At 55.6% G+C, this 26,324-nt stretch carries 23 protein-coding genes and 1 pseudogene; 19 read left to right on the top strand and 5 right to left on the bottom strand.

Annotated elements, in window-relative coordinates:
- Positions 1-85 precede the first annotated feature (85 nt).
- Positions 86-268 (top strand): 30S ribosomal protein S21, encoded by a 183-nt coding sequence (gene rpsU, locus H8S45_RS16560; RefSeq protein ID WP_031472056.1) that lies wholly within the window; start codon positions 86-88, stop codon positions 266-268.
- 367 nt (positions 269-635) lie between these two features.
- Here the strand turns inward: rpsU and H8S45_RS05940 are convergent.
- A pseudogene (locus H8S45_RS05940) lies at positions 636-1,266 on the bottom strand (CatB-related O-acetyltransferase).
- A 271-nt stretch (positions 1,267-1,537) separates the two neighbouring features.
- Between H8S45_RS05940 and H8S45_RS05935 the strand changes: the two are divergent.
- The 11 genes from H8S45_RS05935 to H8S45_RS05885 all read left to right on the top strand — a co-directional run bounded on the left by H8S45_RS05935 (position 1,538) and on the right by H8S45_RS05885 (position 13,795).
- Positions 1,538-3,532 (top strand): DNA gyrase/topoisomerase IV subunit B, encoded by a 1,995-nt coding sequence (locus H8S45_RS05935; protein WP_107630709.1) that lies wholly within the window; start codon positions 1,538-1,540, stop codon positions 3,530-3,532.
- 24 nt (positions 3,533-3,556) lie between these two features.
- Positions 3,557-3,736 (top strand): hypothetical protein, encoded by a 180-nt coding sequence (locus H8S45_RS05930; RefSeq protein WP_054326129.1) that lies wholly within the window; start codon positions 3,557-3,559, stop codon positions 3,734-3,736.
- A 1-nt stretch (position 3,737) separates the two neighbouring features.
- Positions 3,738-4,373 (top strand): hypothetical protein, encoded by a 636-nt coding sequence (locus H8S45_RS05925; RefSeq protein WP_147573851.1) that lies wholly within the window; start codon positions 3,738-3,740, stop codon positions 4,371-4,373.
- Positions 4,357-6,564 carry a DNA gyrase/topoisomerase IV subunit A gene (locus H8S45_RS05920; protein WP_107630707.1) on the top strand — a complete coding sequence of 736 codons (2,208 nt, stop codon included), beginning with the start codon at positions 4,357-4,359 and terminating at the stop codon, positions 6,562-6,564. The genes H8S45_RS05925 and H8S45_RS05920 overlap by 17 nt, the downstream gene beginning before the upstream one ends.
- 37 nt (positions 6,565-6,601) lie before the next feature.
- Positions 6,602-7,189, top strand: a complete 588-nt coding sequence (locus H8S45_RS05915) for a sugar O-acetyltransferase (protein WP_054326132.1) — start codon at positions 6,602-6,604, stop codon at positions 7,187-7,189.
- Between the two features lie 66 nt (positions 7,190-7,255).
- The gene (locus tag H8S45_RS05910; protein ID WP_054326133.1) at positions 7,256-8,446 is read left to right on the top strand and encodes a pyridoxal phosphate-dependent aminotransferase; all 1,191 of its coding nucleotides are present in this window, start codon (positions 7,256-7,258) and stop codon (positions 8,444-8,446) included.
- Between the two features lie 705 nt (positions 8,447-9,151).
- Positions 9,152-10,084: a DMT family transporter gene (locus H8S45_RS05905; RefSeq protein WP_107630705.1), complete on the top strand. Its 933-nt coding sequence runs from the start codon at positions 9,152-9,154 to the stop codon at positions 10,082-10,084.
- Between the two features lie 21 nt (positions 10,085-10,105).
- On the top strand, positions 10,106-11,482 hold the full coding sequence (locus H8S45_RS05900) for an MBOAT family O-acyltransferase (protein WP_107630704.1): 1,377 nt from the start codon (positions 10,106-10,108) through the stop codon (positions 11,480-11,482).
- Positions 11,483-11,492: 10 nt separating this feature from the next.
- Positions 11,493-12,572, top strand: coding sequence for an alginate O-acetyltransferase AlgX-related protein (locus H8S45_RS05895; protein WP_054326136.1), 1,080 nt, complete (start codon positions 11,493-11,495; stop codon positions 12,570-12,572).
- 28 nt (positions 12,573-12,600) lie between these two features.
- Positions 12,601-13,176, top strand: a complete 576-nt coding sequence (locus tag H8S45_RS05890; protein WP_054326137.1) for a hypothetical protein — start codon at positions 12,601-12,603, stop codon at positions 13,174-13,176.
- A 121-nt stretch (positions 13,177-13,297) separates the two neighbouring features.
- On the top strand, positions 13,298-13,795 hold the full coding sequence (locus H8S45_RS05885) for a DUF6530 family protein (RefSeq protein ID WP_054326138.1): 498 nt from the start codon (positions 13,298-13,300) through the stop codon (positions 13,793-13,795).
- Between the two features lie 26 nt (positions 13,796-13,821).
- On the opposite strand, the gene H8S45_RS05880 is transcribed toward H8S45_RS05885, so the two are convergent.
- Positions 13,822-14,388, bottom strand: coding sequence for a sugar O-acetyltransferase (locus H8S45_RS05880; protein WP_054326139.1), 567 nt, complete (start codon positions 14,386-14,388; stop codon positions 13,822-13,824).
- Between the two features lie 25 nt (positions 14,389-14,413).
- Positions 14,414-14,587 carry a DUF6472 family protein gene (locus H8S45_RS05875; RefSeq protein ID WP_162838360.1) on the bottom strand — a complete coding sequence of 58 codons (174 nt, stop codon included), beginning with the start codon at positions 14,585-14,587 and terminating at the stop codon, positions 14,414-14,416.
- Between the two features lie 127 nt (positions 14,588-14,714).
- Here H8S45_RS05875 and H8S45_RS05870 point away from each other — a divergent pair, with 127 nt between their 5' ends.
- The 7 genes from H8S45_RS05870 (at position 14,715) to H8S45_RS05840 (ending at position 22,796) form a co-directional block, all read left to right on the top strand.
- A complete protein-coding gene (locus tag H8S45_RS05870) occupies positions 14,715-15,608 on the top strand; it encodes a fumarylacetoacetate hydrolase family protein (RefSeq protein ID WP_147573850.1) in 894 nt (297 codons plus the stop codon).
- 281 nt (positions 15,609-15,889) lie between these two features.
- Entirely contained in the window at positions 15,890-17,338 is a 1,449-nt protein-coding gene (locus H8S45_RS05865) for a tagaturonate epimerase family protein (RefSeq protein WP_054326140.1), read from the top strand.
- Positions 17,339-17,342: 4 nt separating this feature from the next.
- Positions 17,343-18,365, top strand: coding sequence for a zinc-binding alcohol dehydrogenase family protein (locus H8S45_RS05860; protein ID WP_107630700.1), 1,023 nt, complete (start codon positions 17,343-17,345; stop codon positions 18,363-18,365).
- A gap of 38 nt (positions 18,366-18,403) precedes the next feature.
- The gene (locus H8S45_RS05855; protein ID WP_054326141.1) at positions 18,404-19,453 is read left to right on the top strand and encodes a C4-dicarboxylate TRAP transporter substrate-binding protein; all 1,050 of its coding nucleotides are present in this window, start codon (positions 18,404-18,406) and stop codon (positions 19,451-19,453) included.
- Positions 19,454-19,508: 55 nt separating this feature from the next.
- Positions 19,509-20,015, top strand: coding sequence for a TRAP transporter small permease (locus tag H8S45_RS05850; protein ID WP_054326142.1), 507 nt, complete (start codon positions 19,509-19,511; stop codon positions 20,013-20,015).
- Positions 20,012-21,307, top strand: coding sequence for a TRAP transporter large permease (locus H8S45_RS05845; RefSeq protein ID WP_054326143.1), 1,296 nt, complete (start codon positions 20,012-20,014; stop codon positions 21,305-21,307). The genes H8S45_RS05850 and H8S45_RS05845 overlap by 4 nt, the downstream gene beginning before the upstream one ends.
- Positions 21,308-21,320: 13 nt before the next feature.
- Positions 21,321-22,796 carry a tagaturonate reductase gene (locus H8S45_RS05840; RefSeq protein WP_147573849.1) on the top strand — a complete coding sequence of 492 codons (1,476 nt, stop codon included), beginning with the start codon at positions 21,321-21,323 and terminating at the stop codon, positions 22,794-22,796.
- 71 nt (positions 22,797-22,867) lie between these two features.
- On the opposite strand, the gene H8S45_RS05835 is transcribed toward H8S45_RS05840, so the two are convergent.
- Together H8S45_RS05835 and H8S45_RS05830 are read right to left on the bottom strand one after the other, a co-directional pair.
- Positions 22,868-24,424 (bottom strand): response regulator, encoded by a 1,557-nt coding sequence (locus H8S45_RS05835; protein WP_107630698.1) that lies wholly within the window; start codon positions 24,422-24,424, stop codon positions 22,868-22,870.
- Between the two features lie 2 nt (positions 24,425-24,426).
- Positions 24,427-26,178, bottom strand: a complete 1,752-nt coding sequence (locus H8S45_RS05830; RefSeq protein ID WP_159068047.1) for a sensor histidine kinase — start codon at positions 26,176-26,178, stop codon at positions 24,427-24,429.
- Positions 26,179-26,324 lie beyond the last annotated feature (146 nt).

Here is a 26,324-nt window from a genome sequence, read left to right as displayed (position 1 = left end):
ATATTCTTACGGTTTTTTGTGCTCTGGCGCAGGAGACCGTGCAAAGTGTCCCTCCATAGGGGGACGCGCGGAGGGAGGGAAAACTGTGTCGGAGATCCGCATTAAGGAAAACGAGTCTATTGACAGCGCGCTGCGCCGTTTTAAGCGTTCGTGCGCCAAAGCGGGTACGCTTTCCGAGCTCCGCAAGCGTGAGCATTATGAAAGCCCGAGCGTCAAGCGCCGCAAGAAGTCTGAGGCCGCGCGCGCGAAGAAGAAAAAGTTCAGATAAGATCGGTTAAAGCGCGTTTTCGATCGAACAAAACGTTCCTGAGGGCTTCGGCTGAGGGACGTTCGCAGAAAGATGCCGCAGGAGGTATAACCTCCTGCGGCATCTTTCTGTCTGTAGCCGATGGGCGAAGTTTACAGTTCTTTCAAAGATTCTACAAACTTTAGACATATCGATCGGGTATTCTATTATCAGAGCAAGGGACCCCCCTTTTGACATATACTTCTTCATGGGAAGATAATAAAAATCTGTTCGGCCCTGTGGGACGGAATACCGCGCAGGCTCCCGGACAGTCCACAAACAAGAGGCGGTACCGCCCATTATTATAAAAACGCGCTTTGCAGAGGCAAAGCGCGTTTTTGGTGTGTGCTTATGATAGCGGCGGTTCAAGCCGCCCAGACTGTATAGCAGCGATATTGCGTGCTATGCAATCGCGCGGCCAGTCCCACCAACGGAGCGAAAACAGGGCAGACACCGTGCCGTCATCGAACCTTTGTCGAATGACCCTGGCGGGGACGCCTCCGACAATGGAATACGGGGGCACATCCCTTGTGACTACAGCGCGTGTACCGATTACCGCGCCGTCTCCAATCATAACGCCAGAGAGGAGTACCGTCTCATAGCCAATCCACACGTCGTTTCCGACAATGATACCACCCCCGGTTGTACCAGGCATCGGCTACATTGGACTTGTCGAGACCCCATTCCTCAAAAAACAGCGGGAAGGAATAGGCTGCGAGTGAGCGCGTATGGTTGGTGCTGGCGAGCAGAAAACGGGTTCCGCAGGCAATGGAGTAGTATTTGCCGATTATCAAACGGTCGTGGTTGATGGGATACTGGTACAGCACGTTGTTCCGCCTGAACAGGCGGGGGTCGTTTACAAAATCGTTATATATGGTATAGTCGCCGGCTATAATGCCAGGGCGGGTGGAGACGTTTTTTAGATAGACTATTTGATTGTCACCCGTGCGGGGATAAATGCGAGGTTCCGGAATAGTCATAAAATATCCTCTTGTTAAATGCGATTGAGCAGACTATTCCGGACAGGGCATTCCCGCGCAGTCTGATAGGAGATGGCCGCTGCTTTCGAAAAAACAAGACAGTGCAGGTATATGATTCGCGGGCGGGTTGTCGAAACAGACGGATTTTGTGTCTGATGCAGGCGGTGTGCATGGGTAGATGCAGAAAAGTGATTGAAAAAATCCTGAAAACAGCGTATACTATATTAGTTATGGAATTTAATGAGCCTTAATACAGGAGTTAGGAACGTATATGAGCAAAGCAAAACCGTCTTACGGTAATGAAAGCATTTCCTCGCTCAAGGGCGCGGACCGCGTCCGTAAGCGCCCAGGCGTGATTTTCGGGTCGGATGGTCTGGAGGGCTGTGAGCACGCGGTGTTCGAGATCCTCTCCAACTCGATTGACGAAGCGCGCGAGGGCTATGGCAGCGAGATCGTCACCACCCGATACGCGGATGGCTCGATCGAGGTCGCGGACCACGGCCGCGGCATTCCAGTGGAGTGGAATGAAAGCGAGCAACGGTATAACTGGGAGCTGGTGTTCTGCGAGCTGTACGCGGGCGGCAAATACAAGAACGACACTGGGGAGAACTACGAGTTTTCGCTCGGCCTTAACGGCCTGGGTACCTGCGCGACCCAGTACTCTTCGGAATATATGGATGTGACGGTCGTCCGCGACGGGTTCGAGTACACCCTGCATTTTGAAAAGGGCGAAAACAAAACCGGCACCAGAGAGGGCTTTGTCAAATCGCCCACGACCAGCAAAAAGACTGGCACCACCATCCGCTGGAAGCCCGACCTCGAGGTGTTCACGGATATCAACATTCCGGTGGAGTATTATCTGGATACGCTCAAGCGGCAGGCGGTGGTCAACAGCCATGTGAAATTTGTGCTGAAAAACCAGTCCGGCGGCAAGTTCGAAACCACCGAGTTTTTGTACCAGAACGGCATTGTGGATTATGTGACCGAGCTTGCGGGCGAGAACCCGCTGACCTCAGTGCAGTTCCTCGAAAGCGAGCGCCGCGGCCGTGACCGCGCGGACAAACCGGAATACAAGGTCAAGCTGTCGTGTGCGTTCTGCTTCTCGTCCGCGGTGTCGCAGATCGAGTATTACCACAACTCGTCCTGGCTGGAGCACGGCGGCGCGCCGGACAAGGCGGTACGCTCGGCGTTTGTCTCCGCAATCGATGCCTACCTTAAGCAGAACGGCAAATATAACAAATCCGAAAGCAAGGTCACGTTCCAGGACGTGATGGACAGCCTGGTGCTGGTGACCAACTGCTTTTCCACCCAGACCTCGTACGAGAACCAGACCAAAAAGGCCATTACCAACAAGTTCATCCAGGAGGCGATGACCGATTTCCTCAAGCAGGGGCTGGAAATCTACTTCATCGAGAACAAGGCCGAGGCGGACAAGATCGCCGAGCAGATTCTGATTAACAAGCGCAGCCGTGAGCAGGCGGAAAAGGCGCGCCTGAACATTAAAAAGAAGCTGTCCGGCAATATCGATCTCGCTAACCGCGTGCAGAAATTCGTGGACTGCCGCACCAAGGACGTGACGCGCCGCGAGCTGTACATCGTGGAGGGCGACTCTGCGCTCGGTTCGGTCAAGCAGGGGCGGGACAGTGAGTTCCAGGCCATCATGCCCGTGCGCGGCAAAATCTTAAACTGCCTGAAGGCGGATTACGACAAGATCTTCAAAAACGATATCATCACTGACCTTTTGAAGGTACTCGGCTGCGGCGTGGAGGTGCGCGGCAAGGCCAGCCGCGACCTGTCCGCGTTCGATCTGGACGCGCTGCGCTGGCGGCGCATCATCATCTGCACGGATGCGGATGTGGACGGCTTCCAGATCCGCACGCTGATCCTGACCATGCTGTACCGGCTGGTGCCGACGCTGATCGAGCAGGGGTATGTATATATTGCGGAGTCCCCGCTGTATGAGATCACGCACAGGGACAAGAGCTATTTCGCGTTCGACGAGAGCGAAAAGGCCGCGATCCTAAAAAAACTGGAGGGCAAAAAGGTGCTTATCCAGCGCTCCAAGGGTCTGGGCGAGAACGAGGCCGACATGATGTGGGAGACCACCATGAATCCCGAGACCCGCCGCCTGATCCGCATTACGCCGGACGAAGCACAGGCGACCAGCGAGATGTTCGACCTGCTGCTGGGCGATAACCTGTCTGGCCGCAAGGAGTATATCGCGGAGAACGGGGCGCAGTATTTGGAGCTGGCGGATATTTCGTAACAAAAGGGGAGCAGGGGGGTAGTGATGGGACGTTTTCCGCAGATGGATGGGCTGCGCGCGGCCGTGGCCATGGCTGTTGTAATGCTCCATACAACGGCGGGGGCGGCCGGATGGCCGGAGGTTTGCTGCAATCAGCTTGCGCGGTTTTCCGTGCCGCTTTTTCTGATGCTTTCCGGCCTCGAATATGCAAAAGTGTACGCGTAAGGTGGGCGAATGTATACGGGGAAGGGTACACTCGGCTTGGAAACGGCTGAAGCGGGTTCTGCCCGCGTACCTCGTCTGGTCGGCGGCTTATCTGCTGCTTGAAGCGGTTGCCGGCGTTTCCTATCTCGCCGACAGTATGATTCCTCCCGTGGACGGTGTTCTATGTGGGCGGGGCGCTGTTCCGGCGGCAGGTGGAGAGGGGGATGCCGCGGCTTTCCCTTTGTGTATGGCTGGGACGGCGAGCGCTGCCGCCGTACTGGGGACGGCAAAGCTGCAGCCCGTTGTGCGTGCGCTTTCGCTCCGGCCGGATATTACGGCATATGCCTTTACCTCTTTTCTGCTGCTGTGGGCGCTGTGCAGCCTGCCGCGGGATGTTCCGCGGCACGCCCGCGCAGTTAGCCGGTTATCCTTTGGACTTTATCTGTCGCATCTGCTGGTACTGCGCCTGTGGATAGAATGGACGACGCGTCGGCCAAAGGTGATGTACCTGCGGTTTGGGCAGCTTTGGCTGCTGGTGTTCGCCGGCGGGCTGCTGATTGCATCCGTGCTGGCCATTCTGCCGCACGGTAGTCTGCTGGGCGGCGCGCCGTGTAAAAATACGAAACAAACGGAGGGCCAGAATGGCGAAAAAACCTGAGATAAAACAATATAAGGAGCATCCCTCGGTGGACCAGCGCATCACGGACACGCTGCGCGAAAACTACATGCCGTACGCAATGAGTGTTATCGTCTCGCGAGCGATACCGGAAATCGACGGCTTCAAGCCCTCGCACCGCAAGCTGCTGTACACCATGTACAAGATGGGGCTGCTGAACGGCAACCGTACCAAGTCGGCCAATATCGTCGGCTCGACCATGAAGCTCAACCCGCACGGCGATGCGGCGATCTACGAGACCATGGTGCGCCTGACGCGCGGCAACGAGGCGCTGCTGACCCCGTTCGTGGACAGCAAGGGCAACTTCGGCAAGGTGTATTCGCGCGATATGGCCTACGCCGCGCCGCGTTATACCGAGGCTAAGCTGGATGCGTTCTGCGCTGAGCTGTTCCGCGATATTGATACGGACGCGGTCGATTTCATGGACAACTATGACGGCACGATGCAGGAGCCGACGCTGCTGCCGACCACCTTCCCCAATATCCTGGTATCGGCCAATACGGGCATCGCGGTCGGTATGGCTTCGAATTTCTGCGGTTTTAACTTGGGCGAGGTGTGCCGCACCACGATCGCGTATATCAAGGATCCCGCGCACGACCTGCTCTCCACCCTGCCCGCTCCCGATTTTTCGACCGGCGGCGAACTGATTTACGATGAAGCCGAGATGCGTGCGATTTACGAGACCGGCCGCGGCTCGTTCAAGGTGCGCGCCAGGTGGGCGCATAACAAAAAGGAGAACCTGATCGAGATCACCGAGATCCCCTATACGACGACCATTGAGGCGATTATCGACAAGATTGCCGAGCTGGTCAAGTCCGGCAAGGTGCGCGAGATTGCGGACGTGCGCGATGAGACCGACCTTTCCGGCTTAAAGATCGCCATTGACCTCAAGCGCGGCGCCGATCCGGACAAACTGATGGTGCGGCTGATGAAAATGACCCCGCTGATGGACAGCTTTTCCTGTAACTTTAATGTGCTGATCGGCGGCATGCCTCGCGTGCTGGGTGTGCGCGAACTGCTGGACGAGTGGACGGCCTGGCGTACCGAATGCGTTCGCCGCCGCGTGTTCTTCGACCTGAACAAGAAAAAGGACAAGCTGCACCTGCTGCACGGCCTGCAGAGGATCCTGCTCGACATCGACAAGGCGATCCAGATCATCCGCGAGACCGAGGAGGACGCCGAGGTTATTCCCAATCTGATGATCGGCTTCGGCATCGATCAGCTCCAGGCCGAGTTCATTGCAGATATCCGCCTGCGCAACATCAACAAGGAATATATCCTCAAACGAACGCAGGAGACCGAGGCGCTCGAAAAAGAAATCGCCAGGCTCGAGGAGATCGTAGGTTCCAATGCCAAGATCCGGAATATTATCGTCAAGGAACTGGAGCAGGTTATCAAGAAATATCCATCCGAGAGGAAGACCAGCCTTGTGACCGCAGGGGCGGTGCAGGAGTTCGATGCGGAGGACCATATCGAGGACTACCCCGTGCTACTGTTCCTGACGCGCGAAGGGTATTTCAAGAAGATCACGCCGCAGTCCTGGCGCATGTCGCAGGAGCATAAGCTCAAGGAGGGCGACGAGGTGGCCTGGCAGGCCGAGGCGACCAACAAAGCGGAGATTATCTTCTTCACCAATTTGCAGCAGGCGTATAAGGCGCGGCTGTATGACTTTGACGACTGCAAGGCCTCCGTGCTGGGCGATTATCTGGCCGCCAAGCTGGACATGGAGGACGGTGAAGCACCGGTGTATGCCCTGTTGCCGGGCGACTACAAGGGCAGCATGGTCGTCGTTTTCCAGAACGGCAAGGCCGCGCGCTTCTCGCTCGAGTCGTTCGAGACCAAGACCAACCGCCGCCGCCTGACAGGTGCGTATTCGGGCAAGTCACCCGCAGTGGCGTTCTTCCATCCGGTCGACGAGGAAACCGAAATCACCATGTTTTCCACCGCGAACCGTGCGCTGACGTTCCGCGCGGGCATGCTGGATATCAAGACCAGCCGCTCGACGCAGGGCGTGCAGGCGATGGTGCTGCGCGGCAAGCACACCATTACGCGCGCTTGTCGCATGGAGGATGCGGGCCTGACCGACAACGGCCGCTACCGCTGCCGCAGCATCCCGTCCATTGGCGCGCTGCTGACCGACGAGGATTTGCCGGAGCAGCAACTTAAGCTGTAAGTCTTTATCGTCCGAAAAACCGGACAGAGGGAGAGTTATGAATATTTTAGACGTGATGACCGCGAACGAAGGCTACTGCGCGCGGCATACCGATACGCCGCTTGCGCTGCAGGACCGCGCCAAGCTGCTGTGCTGGCAGTACAACCAGACTCGGCCGGACGAGGGGGAGCGCCGTGCGGCGCTGCTGCGCGAGCTGTTCGGAGACTGCCATCCGCTGACGTTTATCGAACCGTCGTTCCGCTGCGATTATGGCTTTAATATCCATACCCACGGTTTGACCGTCATCAACTATAATTGTGTTATTTTAGACACCTCGCCCGTACACATCGGCGAAAATGCGTTTATTGCCCCCGGGGTCTGCATCGCCTGCGCGGGGCATGCAGTGGACGCGGCGCAGCGTGCGGCCGGTATCGGCACCTCGCGCCCCATCACGATCGGGCCGGACGTGTGGATTGGCGCGAACGCCACGATCTGCGGTGGTGTGACGATTGGCGCGGGCAGCGTGATCGGCGCGGGCAGCGTAGTGACGCGCGATGTGCCGGCGGGCGTGATTGCGGCGGGCAGTCCATGCCGTGTGCTGCGGCCGGTCACCGAGGCGGATCGGGTGGAACCGCTTCGACTGTGAGCGACGCTTGCGTTTTGCTTTCGCACTGTGCTATAATAAACTTCACAAGAAAGGGGAGGTTTCCTGATGATCAATCAGAGCATGGCCGCGCTGGGAAACAACCGTTCGACCATCCGCGAGCTTTTTGAATATGGAAACAGCCGCGCCGCAGTCGTGGGGCGGGAAAACGTATTTGATTTTTCAATTGGCAACCCAAATGTACCCGCGCCCGACGCGGTGCGCCGGGCGATTCTGGAAGAGACGGCGGGTGATCCGGTCGCCTTGCATGGGTATACCTCCGCGCAGGGCGCGGCGGATGTGCGCAGGACGTTGGCCGACGACTTGAACCGCCGGTTTGGAACCGACTATACGGGTGACTGCCTGTATCTGACTGCGGGGGCGGCGGCGGCGCTGTCATGCGCGTTCCAGGCGATCGCTTGCCCAGGGGATGAGTTTATCGTGCTGGCGCCGTATTTTCCGGAATATAAAATGTTTATTGAAAGCGGTGCGGGGGCGAAATGTGTGGTCGTCCCGCCGGCTGTTCAGGATTTCCAGATCGATTTTGCCGCGCTTGCGCAGGCGTTGAATGCGCGTACCAAAGCGATCGTGATCAACTCGCCCAATAATCCGTCAGGCGCGGTGTATTCCGAGCAGACCATTCGGCGGCTGGCCGGCCTGCTGGCTGAAAAGGAGGAGCAATACGGACATCCGATCTATCTGGTGTCGGATGAGCCCTATCGGGAGATTATTTACGATGGGATCGAAGCGCCGTTCGTCCCACAGTACTATGAGAATACGATCGTCTGCTATTCCTACTCCAAGTCGCTCTCCCTGCCGGGCGAGCGCATCGGCTATGTGCTGGTTCCGCCGCAGGCGGCGGACAGCGCCGACCTGTATGCTGCTGTATGCGGCGCGGGACGCGCGCTGGGCTATGTGTGCGCGCCCAGTCTGTTCCAGCGTGTAGCGGCGCGCTGTGCGGGCCAGACAAGCGATATTACGGTCTACCAAACCAACCGCGATCTGCTTTATAACGGCCTTACGGAAATGGGCTACCGCTGTGTCAAGCCGCAGGGAGCGTTTTACCTGTTCCCGCAGACTCTGGAGCCGGATGACCGTGCGTTCTGTGAGCGGGCGAAGAAATATGATTTGCTGGTTGTGCCGGGGACGGATTTCGGCGCGCCGGGGCATATGCGTATCTCTTACTGCGTGCAGACCGAGACGATCCGCCGCGCGCTTCCGCTGTTCAAAAAACTGGCGGAAGAGTATGGGTGCAAATGAATTATGTAAATTCTACAATAAAGAATTATTTACATTGTGCAAAATGCGAATATAGATTGTGGAGTTCATACAAAAATATTGTTTGCATATTGTATAATATTCATAAAAACTGACGCTTGTTTTTTGTTGCTACTCCCTGTATGATAATAGCGGAGGCCGGAAGAGGGCCGCCGATATTGACAGGAGAGGAGTGATCCGCAGGATGAAATGCTTTTTTAACAATCTGGTAGCAGTCCGCACGATGGAACTGGATACCAACCGGATGAAGCCGGCTGCCCGTCAAGCGCGCCGCACTGCCAAGTAATCGCAATGAAAAATGGCAGCGCGACTGCCGGGGAGCTTGGAAATGAAAAGGAAAGACAGCAGGTAAAAGGCCTTCCGCATGGTTGACGGAAGGCCTTTTTTGCGCCGCTATCCGGAGCGTTTGCCGACAGGAAGAAACTCTGTGCGGAGACGGAAAAATTCCGTGCGTTCGCCGCGCGTTGCCGGTCGGATTTGCTTTTTGCCGCAGTCAGGGCAGGCGGCTTCCCGTTGACTGCCGTAGAACAGATAGTGGCAGTACTTGGTTTGACAGGCATAAATCATAGCACTCACCTCTCCTTGTGTATAGGATAGCAGCAAAGCTGTCCCATAAAACTCCCTTGCTTGCGGGAGCTTGAAAAAAATGCTATACTGTGCTTACGACAATGAGGAGGAAAGACAGAAATGACGGAACAAAAAGGTTCGCTGGTGCGTCAATTATACATGCCTGCGGTATTGTGTACCGCACTCTGGGGCAGCGCGGCGCCATGTATCAAGGCCGGCTATGGATTGTTCGGCATCCAGGCCGGTCAGTCGTTTTCCCAGCTCGTGTTTGCCGGCTGGCGGTTTGCGCTGGCGGGCCTGCTGGTCCTGCTGGTTGCAAAGTGCAAAAAGCACAGGATCATCCCACGCAGGGAGGAATGGCGGCCGATCCTGTGGATCAGCCTGTTCCAGAGCATGATCCAATACATATGCTACTATATCGGCCTGTCGATGACGACCGGACTGAAAGGTTCGGTGTTATCCGGTACGCAGACTTTTTTTGCGCTCATTTTCGCGCATCTGTTCCTGCGGAACGATAAGCTGAACCGGCAGAAGTCAATCGGCTGCCTGTGTGGTCTGGCGGGGGTGCTGGTGCTCGGCATGGGAGGCTTGAACGGCTTTAACCTGTCGGGGGACGGGCTGGTGCTGCTGTCCGCGGTTTCGTCGGGCGCGGGCGCGCTGGTGTCCCGCATTTTCACGCCCGGCCGCGACCCCATGCTGCTGACCGGCTGGCAGTTGTTCCTCGGCGGATTGGTGCTTTACGGTATCGGCGCTGCCGGCGGCGGCCGGCTGGGAACGGTCAGCCTGCCGGGCGTTTTGCTGCTGGGATATATGGTGGTGCTGTCCGCAGCCGCGTTTACGATCTGGACCGCCTTGCTGGGCAAATTCCCCATCGGCAAGGTCAGTCTGTTCGGGTTCCTGATTCCGGTGTTTGGCGCGCTGTTTTCGGCGGTTGTGCTGGCGGAGGATGTGTTTACACTGCGCAATCTCACGGCGCTGGCGCTGGTCAGCGGAGGCATTGCGATCGCAAACTATGTGCGGACGGATAAAACGGGTGCGGGGCAGGCAGAATAAAGAGAAAAAGGGATTTTCAACATGATTTTTAGCTCGGCGGTCTTTTTGTTCATCTTTCTGCCCGTTGTATTTTTGCTCGACCGTCTGTTCCGCGGCACAAAAGCGAAAAACGCGCTTCTGCTGGCCTCAAGCCTGATTTTCTATGCGTTCGGACAACTGAGATATCTGCCGCTGTTGCTGTTGTCGGTTGCGCTCAATTACGGCTGCGGCCTGCTCGCTGCGGGAAAACGGCCGCGGTTGGGCGTGTGGCTCGCGGCCGCCGGCGGGATCGGCATGCTGGCGGTGTTCAAGTACGCGGACTTTTTGATAGGGACCGGTAACCGCCTGCTGGGGCTGTCCCTCCCGCTGACGGGGATTGCGCTGCCGGTCGGAATTTCGTTTTTTACCTTCCAGGGGCTTTCTTATGTGATCGATGTGTATCGTGACCGGACTGCCGTCTCCCGATCCTTTGTGAAGGTGCTGCTCTATATTTCGTTTTTTCCGCAGCTGATCGCCGGTCCGATCGTCAAGTATCACGACATTGAAAAAGAGATCGACGAGCGCCGCACAACGACGGAAGAGGCCGCGCTCGGCATCCGGCGTTTTATTTGCGGTCTGGCCAAAAAGCTGCTGGTCGCCAACACTATGGGACGGATGGCGGACGCGGTGTTTGCCCTGCCGGCGGGGGAGATCGGCATGCTTGCTGCCTGGATGGGCGCGCTTTGTTATACGCTGCAGATTTATTTTGATTTTTCCGGCTACAGCGATATGGCGATTGGCATGGGCCGGATGTTCGGCTTTCACTTTCAGGAAAATTTTCAGTATCCATATGCCGCTACCACGGTCAAGGAATTCTGGCGCCGGTGGCACATCTCGTTGTCCACCTGGTTCCGCGACTATCTGTATATCCCGCTGGGCGGGAATCGGAAAGGGCGGGGACGCACTTGGGCCAACCGTTTCATCGTTTTTTTCGCGACAGGGCTGTGGCATGGCGCGAGCTGGAATTTCGTATTGTGGGGGCTGTGGCACGGCTGCTTTTCCGTGCTGGAGGACAGCGGTGCGCTGCCGGTCGGCCGGCTACGCGGCAGGTTCCTCGGGCGAGTGTATACCCTGCTGGTCGTGGTGCTGGGCTTTACTCTGTTCCGCGCGGATACATTGGGGCAGGCGGGCGCGATGCTTGCGGCCATGTTTACAGGAGCCGGACTGAACTGGACTGGGACCGCGACTGTATGCTCATTATTGGATCCGGCGTTTCTGTTGACCTTGGTTGTGGCGCTGTTCCTGTCGTTTCCGGCAGCAAAATGTATCAAAATGAAATGGGAAGCGCCGGCCTTTGTCGGGGCGATTGTATTGCTGGTGCTGTGCATGTTTGACCTTTCGGCGGGTACGTTCAACCCGTTCATCTATTTCCGTTTTTAAGGAGGCTGGCATGAAATACCGGATTTTTACAGCGGCGTTCGTGCTGCTCTGTCTGCTCCCAGCGGCCGGCATGCTGTTTTTGCCGCCGACCCAGGCGGCGGGGAATGAAAGGCTGGCGCCAGCGCCGCACCTGAAACAGGAGGATGGGAGCTGGAACACGGAGTTTCTGGGCGACGTGACCGATTATGTGGCCGATCACTTTGCCCTGCGTCAGGAGCTGGTGACCGCGAACGCGTTGCTGCGTACTAAACTACTGGCCAGCTCGCCGGCGGAGGATGTCATTTATGGCAGCGACGGCTGGCTGTATTATGCACAGACGCTGGACGATTACCAGAACCATGCGACGCTGAACGCGCAGGAGCTTGAGCAGATCGCGCGGACCGTTGCGGAGATGCAGGCGTTTTGTCAGGCGCGCGGCGCGCGGTTTTTGTTTACCATTGCGCCCAATAAGAATTCACTGTATCCTGCGCATATGCCTTCGCGCTATTTGGTGAGCGATTCCCAGGGAAATTATGAGCGGCTCCGGCCGCTTCTGGAAGAATACGGCGTACAGTACGCCGATTTGTTTACGTTTTTTGCAAAACAGGAGGAGGTCCTGTATTTGCGGACGGATTCCCACTGGAGCAATCGCGGCGCAGCGCTTGCGCATGATTTTTTGATGCAGTCGCTTGGCCTGCCATATACCTGCTTTGGACAGGCGGCGTACCGCATGGCAAACACCCATCGCGGCGACTTATATGATATGCTGTATCCCAAGGGGACAGCCCTGGAAGAGCAACAGCAGTATCAAACGACGTTTTCCTATGTCAATGAGCCGCGCACAGCGGAGGATATTTTGATACAGACGACGAGCGGGAACGCACAAAACGGGCGTCTGCTGCTGTGCCGCGATTCGTTTGGCAACGCGTTGCACCCATTCCTGGCCGAGGATTTTTCCGAAGCGGTCATCACGCGGCAGATGCCGTACCCGTTGACGCAAGTGCAGGCGGGCGACACGGTGATTGTGGAGATTGTGGAGCGCAATTTACCCAACCTGCTCAAATACCCGCCTGATTTGGGGAACAACCAGGCAGCGGATTCCGTCGAATGAAATAAAGAAACCGTAGGAGGACCCTTACATGAAACAGAGAATAACAGCGATGCTTCTGGCGCTCGCCCTGTGCGGCAGCTTGGCAGCCTGTGGCAATGCGGAAGATACCGGCCGCGCAGAACAGCAGGAAGAGAACCAGACAGTGGATACCATGAAGCCGGACGCCCAGCCGGAGACGGAGCAGCAGGAGGACGAGGACAAGCCCTCTACGGATGCGCCGCAGACAGAGGAAGTGCCGGAAAAGCAGCCGGCTGCGCCCGGTGGCGCTTCCTCTGGCGGCGGAAGCAATACGTCTAATCCGCCGGCGGCCAGCGGAAGCACGGGCGGAAGCACGCCGGCCACACCGCCGGCCTCGACCCCGTCCCCTGCGCCGCAACCCGAGCCGGAACCGGCGCCCGAACCCTCCAAACCGACCGCCGCGCAAGCATCGGGCTATGTAGGCTCGTCCGCTTCCGCAATGGAAAGCGCCCTCGGCTCGCCCAGTTCCAAGACCTATTCGCCGAGCTGCATGGGTGAGGGTGAAGACGGTATTTGGACCTATGACGGGTTCACGGTCTATACCTACCGCGAAAACGGTTCGGAAACCGTCGAGGCGGTACAGTAAAAGAGCAAGCCCCGTTCCGTGGTATCCCACGGAACGGGGCTTTTGTAAAATGGTTGACACGATGGAGCGTGTGGATTATAATATAGATACTAAATTACTGATTTACTAAAGAGGATGCGATATGAAAATACCAACGACACTGAAGCATAAGCCGGTCGTTACCGTGGAGAATTATGAAAATGTAGATGGGCGTGCGGCCTATCACAGCGACGCAAAAGGGCTGTCCCTTGGGCTGGCGCAGTGGAACGACCGCGGCCGTGTGGATATTTCGGCAAAGGTTTGGCGTTATACCGGGGAAAAATGGTCGCGCCAGTCCGAGGAACTCCCGTTGCACCGCGTACTCGATCTGGCCATCCTGATCTGCCGCGCGCGCGGCTATTTTGCGGATGCCTACCGCTTTCCCAAGCTGTATGATGAAGCCGCGCCGCAGATTGATCGGATTGGTGTGCAGGGCGATGCGATGACCGTTTCGGTCTGCACGGAAAATCCTATGATAGACGAGGATATCAGGCTGTTCTCAGAAGCCCTTTCGCGTGATGATGAAATGCTTGCGGAGCGGCTCCATCTTCTGAGCAATTTGCTGCAGGAAATGGGATATGGGCGGCGCAGTCGGGAATAAAAAGAGGGGAATGAAAGCGATGGCTTTCATTCCCCTCTTTCCTGCAGGCTGCGCACCGGACGGCAGGGGTTGCCAACGGCCAACACACCGGCAGGGATATCTCGATTAACGACGCTGCCCGCGCCGATCACCGTGTTATCGCCGACCGTCACGCCGGGGAGGACGCAGACGTTCCCTCCGATCCAGACGTTACTGCCGACTCGGATGGGCTTGGCATATTCAAGCTCCGCATTGCGCTGGGCAACATCAAAAGGATGCGCCGCGGTATAAAAGCCGCAGTTGGGGGCGATAAAGACATGCTCGCCAAAAACGACGGGCGCGGCGTCCAGGATCACAAGGTTGTGGTTGGCATAGAAGTGTTCCCCCACATGGATATGAAAGCCGTAATCACAGAAAAAGGATGGCTCGATCAGGACGTGCGTGCCGCAGGAGCCGAGCAAACCACGCAGCAGCGCGTCGCGTTGGTCGGCCGCAGAGGGCGGCAGGGAATTGTACTGGACGCATTGCTCCTTGGCAGCGTTCCGCGCGGCAAGAAGCGCTGCCTCGCTGGGGTCATACAAAGCGCCGGAAATCATTTTTTCCCGCTCAGTCATAGGGGGTTCCTCCTGTTTTTATAGGCTAATTCTGGTGGCGTACCAGTTCGTAGTCGTCTCCGGAACGGTAATAGGGACAGGCGCGCCCTTCGCGCATGACATGGTAGAATTCATCCTCGTCCAGATACGCTTCACAGACATATTCCTCCAGTTCATCGTCATACAGGTTGTACGCGCAGTCGTCGCAGCGTCCGGTCATAGCAGATCACCTCTTTTTTCTGTTAACAGAATATCATAAATGGGATAAAAGTTCAAATGGGTGCTTTTTATTTTGGGGACGATATGCTATGATGGAACAGGAAAACTATTTGGGAGCGTGAATCTCTATGAAGCTGTATACCTATCAAAAAGACAATGACGGCGTCGACCGCATCGGCGTGGGCTGCACCGGCTGGCCGGGGCTGCTTTGGCCGGTCGAAGCGTTCGGCCTGTCGTTTGCAGATATGAACGACCTGATCCGGCGCGCAACACCGGCGCAGCTTTCCCGCATGGCGGATGCGGAACAGGCGACCGAGGGGGCGGCGGTGCGGCTGGACAGCGTGCGGCTGCGCGCGCCGATACCGCATCCGGAGCAGGATGTACTGTGCTTGGGCATCAATTACGCGGACCACGCGGTCGAATCGGCGCGGTTCCATGAGGATGCTTTTCTGGTCAACCGCAAAAAAGCGGTCTATTTCAGCAAGCGCACTTATGAGGCGACCGGCTGCGGCGACCCAATCCCCTCCTATGAGGGATTGGTGGACAGTCTGGACTATGAGGCCGAGCTGGGCGTCATCATCGGCAGGGACTGCAAAAACGTTAGCGAGGCGGAGGCCGCACAGTATATCTTCGGCTATACGGTAGTGAACGACGTATCCGCGCGCAACCTACAGACCGCGCATAACCAGTGGTATTTCGGCAAGTCGCTGGATGGCTTCACACCGATGGGGCCGTGCATCCTGACCGCAGACGAGGTGGCGTTCCCGCCCGCGCTGGCGATCTCCTCGACCGTCAACGGTGAGAAGCGGCAGAACAGCAATACGGACCATCTGATCCACTCGGTCGCGGAGATCATCGCTGAGCTGACGCGCGGCATCACGCTGCGCGCGGGTACGATCATTGCCACCGGCACGCCGGCCGGCGTGGGTATGGGCTTCACGCCGCCGCAGTTTTTGAAGAAAGGCGACGTCGTCACCTGTGAGATCGAGGGCATCGGCGCGCTCACCAATACGGTGGAATAAAAACGGACATATACAAAGGGACCTTCCAAAGCGGGAAGGTCCCTTTTGCTTTGCGCCAAACGCCGGAAACCGCGGGGGAAATTTTGTGGAATGCGGACAGGCAATAGAAAAAGCGGAGTTTTTTAGCGGTTATGGCAAAGGAGAAACTGCTAAAAAAGCAAAATATTTTGCTAAGCCGAAACGGATAAGAACAAATTGATAGAAATACCGACAATACCCTGTGGTGAAAAGGCAGGGGTTACGGTTCAATATAGACAGAACAAAAAAGGAGGCGGATGCGAATGCATCGAATAGCGACCTTTGTCGAAAAGCTACCGGCGCACCCCAACGCGGAATATTATAAAGTCTACCCGCGTTCCGTGCGGCAATACCCGGGCGGTACGGCGTTCATGGCGGCGGACGAGCAGGGCTGTGATAAGCTGTATTCCTGCGGGGAAAAGGCTCCGTTCGAGGGGCTTCGGCGGGAAGCCGGAGGGACCGTTTTTTATGAATGTGAACTGAGCGCCCATAATGCCGCGGTGCTACGGGAGCTGTTCCCGTTCTGCGGGCCACAGAAAGTGCTTTCCCGAAAATGCACTTTCGGCACCGGCGACCGGCTGGGGCTGGCGACGCCCGGCCATATCGCGGCTGTCAGAAAATATGATGCCACGCCTGTTCTGGCACAGCAGTCCATGCGGGAGCTGTCGCTGACCGGCCGCACCTTCCGCGATGTAATCGATGATGTGACGTTTTATGTATTCCGAGAGGGCTATACCGGCGGCTACGGCGCGGACGGGGACCATCTGAAAACGATGGAAGAGATCGAAGCGGCGATCGGGAGCGGCTGCACGATGATTACCCTGGACCTGAGCGAGCATATACATCGTCCGGAGGAAAACCGCGGAGACGTGGATGACGCGGTAAAGGCGTACTATTTGGACCGTGCCTTTCCACTGGAGGGCGGTTATGAAATCCGCTTCAGCGAGCGGGAGCTGCGGGATGCAGTAACGATCTACGGGGAAGCGCTTGCCTTTGCGTCACAGGCCGCGCAGCGCTTTTTTAATCAGGAGGATGCGCCGGCGGAGCTTGAGATTTCGATCGATGAAACCATATTGCCGACAACACCGCAGCAGCATTTTTTCGTCGCTAATGAGCTTGTGAGAAAAGGCGTTCGTTTTGCCACCATCGCACCGCGCTTCACAGGGGAATTCCAAAAGGGAATCGACTATATGGGGGATCTGGCGCGGTTTGAAGAGGAGCTGAAGATCCATGTGGCGATCGCAAAAACCTACGGGTATAAGCTGTCTGTACATTCCGGAAGTGATAAATTCTCCATTTTCCCCTATGTGGGGCGCTGGACAGAGGGGAATTTCCATATCAAAACATCCGGCACCAGTTGGCTTGAGGCGATGAAGCTGACCGCGATGCAGGCGCCAGCGCTGTACCGCCAGATACATAAATATGCGCTGACGGTTTTTGAAAAAGCGCGCGCCTATTATCACGTCAGTGCGGACCCTGCGGCGCTGCCGGAGGTGGATCTTGTTCCGGAGGAACTGCTGCCCAAGCTGTTTGAGGAGGATAATTGTCGGCAGCTCATTCATATCACCTATGGCTATATCCTGCGGCATCCGGTATTTGGAAGCCTGCTTCGGCAGCTGTGGAAAAAGGAAACAGGCCGCTACACGGCCCTGATTGAACAGCATATGACACGCCATTTGGAATATCTGTCCGTGCCGTATACAGGGGAGTGATACCATGACAAATCAAAGCGTTCTGATGACCGCGCCGGGAGAAATCCAAATCGTTGAGGCGCCCATGCCGGTCAGGAAAGAAGGGGAAGCGCTGCTCGAGCTGCTCTACGGCGGCCTGTGCGGCAGCGATCTGGGCGCGTATCGGGGAACCTATGCCTATGCCAAATATCCAAACGTGCCAGGGCATGAGTTTTCCGCGAAGGTCGTGGAGATCGGAGAAAATGAGGCGGGGCTGCGGTCAGGCGATATCGTAACCGCAAATCCGTATTTCAACTGCGGGACGTGTTATTCCTGCAGGCGGGGACTGGTGAACTGCTGTGTGGATAATCAGACGATGGGCGTACAGCGCGCCGGCGCTTATTCGCGCTTTATCACGATGCCGGTCGAGCGGCTCTATCCGGTGGGGAAACTGGAGCCCAAGCTCGCAGCACTGGTGGAACCGTTTGCGATCGGATACCACGGCGTGCAGCAGGCGATGATACAGCCGGATGACCGCGTGCTGGTGGTAGGCGCCGGAACGATCGGCATTTTTACCATGCTGGCGGCAAAGCAGAAAGGCGCCAGGGTATACATCACCGATGTGGCTGAGGAAAAGCTGCGGATCGCGCAAAAAATGGGCGCGGATGGCGTTCTCCTGAACGACTCGCCGGAGCATTTTGCAGAGCAGGCGGCGCAGATCACACAGGGGGATGGTTTTGACGGCGCGCTCGAGGCGGTCGGCATGCCTGAAACGCTACAGCTCTGTCTGGACCATGCCGCGCACGGCGGGCATGTTGTGGTGATCGGTATTTCCAAACGGCACCTTGACCTGGATTCTAATATCATTCAGAAAAAAGAACTGATGATCCGCGGCTCGCGCAATGCACAAAAGCAGGATTTCCTGGATTTGATCGCATGGGTCACCGAGAATCAGCAGGCAGTCGCCCCCATGATTACCGACCTGTATCCGTTTACACAGGCGGCGGACGCGTTCCGCGAATTTGCGGCAGGGGCCGCCACCAAGCTCAAGGTAATGCTTCAGTTTTAATTTGTGGCAACACAAGAAAATAAAAAGGAGATGTAAGAATGAGGTACAAGAGAATTCTATCAATGGGTCTGGCAGCGGCGATGGCGGCGGGAATGCTGACAGGCTGCAGCAGCTCCGCGCAGGAAAACACCGGAAATGCGGCTTCCGGCGCGGGCGATAGCGCGGCGGAGCAGGTTGTGATCCAGTTGGGCTATGAGAACAATCCGGGCGAAGCGATCGACTTGGGGTGTAACGAATGGGCGCGGCTGGTAGAGGAGAAGAGTGGAGGCACCATGAAAATCGAGGTGTTCCCGTCCAGCCAGCTTGGCGCAAAGGTCGATTTGATCGACCAGATGCTGGCCGGAGCTCCGGTCATTACCCTGGCGGATGGTGCGTTCTATGCCGACCGCGGCGTGCCGGATTTCGGCATCCTTTTTGGGCCATATCTGTTCAGCGATTGGGAGGAGTGCTGGACGCTGACGGAGAGCGATCTCTATGCAGATCTGTGCAGTGACCTGGAGGAGCAGGGGCTAAAAATCCTTACCTCGAACTGGATTTACGGCGACCGTCACATTCTGTCCAAAAAGCCGATCCGCTCTCTGGCGGACCTGAAGGGCATGAAGATCCGTGTGCCGAGTAACGATATCCAGGTGGAGGGCATGCAGGTGCTGGGTGCGAACCCGACTCCCATGGCGCTGGGCGATGTGTATACCGCGCTGCAGCAGGGTACGATCGATGGCTTTGAACAGCCGATCACGGTTATCTATGCAGGCAAATATTACGAGGCCGCGAAGTATCTGACGCTGACCGAGCATGTGAAAAACAATACCACCTGGATTTGCGGCACGGACTTCTTCAATAGCCTGACCGCAGAGCAGCAGCAGATCCTGATCGAATGCGGAGAAGAGGCGGGCATTTACAACAATGAGCAGTATTTCCAGCAGGAGGAAGAAGCGCTGAATGCGCTGAAGGAAGCTGGCGTGGAGGTTATCGAGATAGATAAAGATGAGTTCCGCGAGGCAGCGCAATCGTTCTATCAGCTGGATAAGTTTACGTCCGTATGGTCGGACGGCCTGTATGACAGGGTTAAGGAGGCTATGGGAGCTTAACTTTTGCGGGGCCTAAGAATTCTTAGGCCCCTTCAATCTGAAAGGAGGAAAACAGATGAAAAACAAAGGCAGGCTGCTGGAGCGTCTTTTGAATCTGGATTTTGTCTTGAGCGGCGCGGCGTTTATCCTGCTGGTGCTGGTGACATTTGTCGGCGTTATCATGCGCTATCTGTTCAACAACCCGTTGACCTGGCAGGAGGAGATGCAGCTCAGCCTGATTATTTGGGTCGTGTTTTTCGGCGCCAGCGCGGCATTTCGTACAGGCGGCCATGTTGCTATCGAAATTATTGTGGACGCCATGCCCAAGCGGCTGCGGTTCGTCATTGAGGTACTGGGCTACCTTGTGACCTGTGTGGTTTTGATTTATCTGCTCAGGAGCAGCATTGATCTGGTCATGCAGATGGTGACAACCGGCCGCACCACCAACATACTGCGTATCCCGCAGCAATTTGTTTACGGCGCGTTTCCGGCGGGCTGTGTCCTGATGATTATCAACTATACCTATAGTATGTACCACTCCCACCTAAAGCGTAAGGATGCGGAAAAGGAGGAAGAAGTATGAGTATCAATCCTGTGGCAGCGGCCTCTATCATCATGCTGGTGCTGCTGTTCCTCAAGGTACCGGTATTCGCCTCGGTATTCGCCGCCGCGGCCGCTTATTTCTTTCTGATGCCGGATCTGCCGCAACAGATTGTTGTGCAGCGTATGCTAGCCGGTGCGGAGAGCATCCCGATGCTTGCGATCCCGTTTTTTGTGTGCGCGGGTACGTTTATGAACTATTCCGGCGTTACAGCGCGCGTCATGCAGTTCTGTGAGGTGCTGACGGGGCGGATGACGGGCGGCTTGGCGCAGGTAAACGTATTGCTGTCCACTCTGATGGGGGGGCTTTCGGGCTCCAACCTGGCGGACGCGGCGATGGAGGCCAAGATGTTGGTGCCGGAAATGGAAAAGCGCGGCTTTTCCAAGGAATTCTCGTCGGTCGTAACCGCGTGCTCGGCCATGATTACGCCGCTGATCCCGCCCGGCATTGCGATGATCGTTTACGGCTCGATCGCGAACGTTTCAATCGGCAACTTGTTTATCGCCGGTATCGGCCCCGGGCTGCTGCTGTGTGTGACGATGATGCTTCTGGTATCCATCATTTCCCACAAGCGAAACTACAAGCCGCTCCGCACAGAGCGGATGAAAGCGTCGGACTTCATGCGCGCGCTCAAAGAGGCGGCGCTGCCGCTCTGCTTGCCGATCATTATTATCGGCGGTATCCGCCTGGGTATTTTTACACCTACCGAGGCAGGCACCGTTGCGATCGTTTACTCGCTGCTGCTCGGCGTGATTTATCATGAGCTGACGATGGACAGCTTCATAAAAGGTATGAAAGAAACGATCATCACGACCTCCGGCATCATGCTGATCATCTGTGCGGCAAACGCATTTGCGTGGGTACTGACCCGAGAGCGTATTCCGCAGATGATTACGGAACTGATCGTCGGCCTGATCGACAACAAATACATCTTCCTGATCGCGGTAAATATTTTCCTGCTGATCGTCGGCATGTTTATCGAGGGAACCGCGGCGATGATCGTACTGGTCCCGCTGCTGGCGCCGATTGCGGCGGCCTACGGCATCCATGAGATCCAGTTCGCCATGACGGTTATCTTCAATATGGCAGTCGGCTGCATTACCCCGCCGATGGGTACGCTGATGTTCGTTACCTGCGGCATTACAAAATGCAAGATTAAAAATTTTATCATAGAGGCAAGACCATTTTATGTTCTGCTGCTGGTGTGCCTGATGCTGCTGACATTCGTCCCGATTTTCTCGGTCGGCGTCCTGCAGTTATTCGGACTGGCATAAGGGGGAATCGGTTTTGGAAACGCTATGCTATCAAACCCTGCCGGACCAGAACGCATTCATACTGCGGACTGGAACGGAACGCTTTTTACAGTTTGGCGAAGGGAATTTCCTGCGCGGCTTTGTAGATTATTTTATCGACTGCGCTAATGAGCGCATGGGGTTGGACAACAAGGTGATTGTTGTCCAACCGATCAAGAGCGGGCTGGCGGACGTGATCAACCGACAGGACGGCCTGTACCACCTTTATCTGCGGGGCGGCGAGCCGTCGGCGCCCCAAGTGCAGAGCCGGCTGGTCAGTTCAATCAGCCGGGCGATCGACCCCTACCGTGATTTTGAAGCGTTCCTTGCCTGCGCGGAGCAGCCGGAACTGCGTTTTATTGTTTCCAACACGACCGAAGCGGGGATATCCTGCCGTACGGAGGACCGGCTGGAGGACTGCCCGGCAGCTTCCTTCCCCGGCAAGCTGACGCAATTGCTGTGGAAGCGGTATCAATGCTTTGGCCAACAAAAGGGCAAGGGGTTCATTGTTCTTTCCTGCGAGCTGATCGACCACAACGGACAGGAACTGAAAAAATGCGTGCAAACTTATGCGGGGCGCTGGGGACTGCCGGAAGACTTCCTCAACTGGCTGGAGGAGGAAAATGTGTTCTGCGATACGCTGGTCGACCGCATCATAACCGGCTATCCGAAGGAGGATGCGGAGCGCCTGAATCAGGAAAACGGTGTGGAGGACCGCCTGCTGGATACCGGCGAGCCTTTCGCGTTCTGGGCGATCCAGGGTCCGGAATGGATGAAGCAGGAGCTTCCGTTTGAACAGGCCGGACTGCCGGTGGTGATCGTCCCCGATTCATCGTATTATAAAAAGCGCAAGGTGCGCATCCTGAACGGCGCGCAGACCGGCATCTCATTGGCGGCATACCTAATGGGCAGCGACATCAGCCTGGACTATATGGCCTGCCCGCTGTGCGTCCGCTTTGTCCGCCGGATGATATACGACGAAATCATCCCATATTTGCAGTTGGACGACGCGGATATGCGCGCCTTTGCCGATCAGGTGATGGTGCGCCTGAATAACCCCTTTATCCAGCATAGCCTGCTGGCAATCTCACTCAATTCGGTTTCCAAGTGGAAGGCAAGGGTTTGGCCGAGCCTGCTGGCCTATTGGGAGCAGAATGGGGAGCTGCCGGTCTGCACGGTGTTCTCTCTGGCCGCGCTGCTCGAATTTTACCATCTGCACTCCAAAAACGCACAGGGCTACTACGGCGCGCGCGAGGGGATCCCCTATCCGGTCAGAGATGACCAGGATGTTCTGGAATTTTTCTGGGAACACCGAGAGGATACGCCGGAAAAGCTGGTGCGGTTCTGCGGGGAAACGGTGTTTCCAGAAATCGGCGGCATACCGAAACTGGCGGAACAACTGGCAGGGCTGCTTGCGGATATACGGCAGCAGGGGATCCGCACGGTATTTGACACGCTGATGGATGAATAATTTTGCTGACCTCTTTTTCTTTTCTTCACTTTTCAAAACGCCGCAGGGGTGACCCTGCGGCGTTTTGGCCGTTATGCCTGCGGCTGTCCGGCCGTCTGGTTATTTTTGTATTGACGGGGCGTTTGACCGGTTATTTTTTTGAAGATTTTGGTGAAATAGTTCTGGTCGGAAAAACCTGTCATTTCCGCAATTTTTGCCATGGAATAATGGCTGGTCTGGATATATTCGCAGGCGTGTATAATGCGCTGCCGGTTGAGGAAATCGTTAAAGGAGATGCCCATTTCCCGCTTGAACAATTCGCTCAGATAGGTGCGGTTGAGGAAAACGTGGGCGGCAAGCTGATCGAGCGACAGCTTTTCCATATAATGCGCATCAATATACTGCAGGCAGCTCAGTACGGAGGGGGACAGCTTTTTGCGGTTGGATACCGCCAGCTTCAGGAAATAGCTGATGAATGCAGCGGCGGCCTGGGTGAACTCCTCCTTGGTTGGAAGATGAAGGCAGGCGGATAAAAGGCGGTCCAGCCGGTCGAAAACCGTCGTATCGGATTCTACGGACGGACAGGCGGCGATCAGACGGTAGCCGACAACAGTAAAATATTTTTCAATTTCCTTCGGCGCGCAGAAAAGCTGATGGCTTTCTTCAATATACTGGGTAAGCGCGTCGCAGGCCTCCTGAAACTGCTGGTGGGAGAGAGCGTCGGAGATGTCCTTCAGCAATTTCATGGAAAGGAATTGCTTAGGCTCGGAGTCCGAAAGCTGGGCGCTGTCCACAACATTCAGGGAGTAATACTGCTTGAAGTGAAGTGAATCAAGCGCTTTGTTCAGGTTGTCCTGCAACTGGGTGGCCTGCCGGATGTACATTGCGGTCCATGCGGCGACTCTGCAGCCGGCCTGCCGCTCGATGCCGGCGGAAAGCGAGCCGAAATATGAGGAGGAATCGTAAGAATGACTGTATTGCTGCAGGTTGTTGCAAAACACAACGATGATTTCCCGTGTGTAAGCCAGGCATACGGCGTGAAGCCCCTGTTCATTCAATGTCAGGCTGATCATCTGCAGTATATCGGAAATACCGGCCGACGAGGGAAAGGACAGCTTGAGCAGAAAAATTGAAAGGTTCTGCGGGGAAAGCTGTGGGTCGAGTGAGAAAAGGAACGTCTGTGTGCTGGCGTTCGGCTGCGCGAGGAATTCCTGCAGGAGCAGCGACTTGTCCATCAGTTGGCTTCCTTGGGAGGGCATGTTGGACAGTGTGTGCTGAATTTTGAACTGCTGCGCTTTCTGGAGCGCGTTGGCGATATCTTCGGCATTCATTTCCGCTTTCAGGATATAGTCCGTGGCCCCTAGCCGGAGCGCCTGCTTGACATAAGAAAAGTCGTCATACGAACTGAGAATGACAATACATACCGATGGATATAGGCGCTTGACACATTCGCAAAGCTCCAGACCGTTCATAAGCGGCATTTTGATATCGGTAATAATCAGATCCAGGTCAGGGTTTTCCTGAACAAGAGACAAGGCGTCAGCGCCGTTTTCGGCCTGTAGAATTTCGAGCGTTTTTGCGGACTGCTCCAGCAAAAGCGTCATCCATTTGCGGATCAATGTGTCATCGTCCACAACCAAGATCTTCATGGTTAAATCAGTTCCTCCTGACAAGAAATAGCAGGGATATGGACAAGCACGGTGGTGCCGCCCCCCTTTTTGCTGTAAAAGGTGATGCCGTAGGGATGGCCGAAATGCAGCACGATCCGGCTGTGGATATTGATCAGTCCGACGCTGGACCGGAAATCGGACTGTGCCTCATAGAAAGAGAGGACCTTATCCGTTCCGATCCCGTTGTCCGAAATTGCGATCATGATATCCTGCTGGTAGCGCTGGACACGGATGTACAGCTTCCGGTCGCCCTTCTTGGATTTCAGGCCGTGCATCACGGCGTTTTCAACGAGCGGCTGAAGCGTAAGCTTGAGTATTTTGCAATCCAGAAGGCTTGAGTCGACATCCCAGCAAACCTCGAACGGCTTGTCAAAGGAGATTTGCTGGATATCGATATAGCATTGCAGCATCCGCAGTTCGGTCCGGATCGAGCAGAACTCCTCGCTACTGGAGATGGAGTGCCTGAGCAGGGTGATAAAGGAGCAGAGCGTATGGTCAACGGTCTGCTTTTGCTCGGTATAAACGAGAAAGCGGATAGCAGTCAGGGTATTATAGATAAAATGAGGATTGATCTGCGCGTACAGGGATTGCAGTTCAGCCTTACGCTTGCGCCGCTGCTCCTCAATGATGCTCTGCATCAGCGACTCGATTTGATTGAGCATTTCGTTGAATTCACAGGCAAGCAGGCCGATTTCATCCGAGGAGGTGACGCTGACACGCTGGGAGAACGACGACTGCCTGATGCGGTGGATCTCCTGGGTCAAAAGGTTAATAGGGGAGACGAAATGACGTGAAATAATCCAAGTGAAAGCAAAAAGCGCCAGCAAAAATAGGGAGATGACTACAAGATATAAGATACGGAAACTGATATATTCACCGAAAAGATAGCTGGTGGGCAAAAAGGTGACGACCTTCCATTGTGGCTGCGATACGGTGTTATAGGTGATATGATATTTTACATTATCGATCGAGGTTATGTATGAGCCTGCATATTGGGCCCGCGCCTGTGTGGAAATCGGAAAAACATTAAGATTGTTATAGGATACGGAAGAAATGATATTGTTGTATTGATCGAATATCGCGACCGCGCTGTGGGAGGAAAGGCTGGAGCCATACAGCTTGATCAGGTCGCTTTCCAGAAAGCTCATGATCAAAATGCCGTGATTCTCCCAAGTGTCAAAGTTTTTCAAAGCGCGAATGCTGTAAATATAATTGGTCTGCGCGTTACTGTGGATGCGGTTCAGATACTCGTCCCGCACCCACAGCGTTTGCCAGGAGTTCCGCTGCAGGTCCTGATACCACCACCTCTGCTTAATTTCCGTAATGGGAACGGTATGGTCATAAACGCCGTTCCCATATATCCGTCCGTCGTTAGCAACAATGGTGAGGTGCAGGTCTACGTCAGGGATGGAGGTGTTGTACTTCTGTTGGAGCGCAATGATGTCTCTCTGTGCTGCATTGTAACCAAGCTGGTCATAAATAATGCCGTTTTGGAGCGTGTCCTCGATCATAGGATCAAGGAAGTACAAGTTAGAGATGGAATTTATCTGGTTGAAGATCCTGTCCAGTTGTACTGAGGTCTGGTTGGACTGCTCCAGACACATACGGTCGATGGACTTTTGTATGGCATAGCTCTGATAAAGCGTCAGCGGCGGCAGGAAGATCAGCAGGGGGATAATCGTTGTCAGAGTAAGCCAGTAGAAAAGCTTTTGCCGCAGAGACAGATTCCTCATAGACAAGTGGTTTCTCATAATAAAGCTCCAAAGATGGACAAGGGGTTTTCTTCATTATAGCAATTTTGTGGAATAAGTTTTGGAATATCAAAAAGAACCAGAATATTTTACTAAAAGAGCGAAATATTATAATAAAATAATCGGGA

This window comes from Agathobaculum faecis, assembly GCF_014287995.1.
Lineage (GTDB): Bacteria > Bacillota > Clostridia > Oscillospirales > Butyricicoccaceae > Agathobaculum > Agathobaculum ammoniilyticum.
Note: the sequence above shows the minus strand (reverse complement) of the source record. Positions and strands in the feature narration are given on the sequence as shown.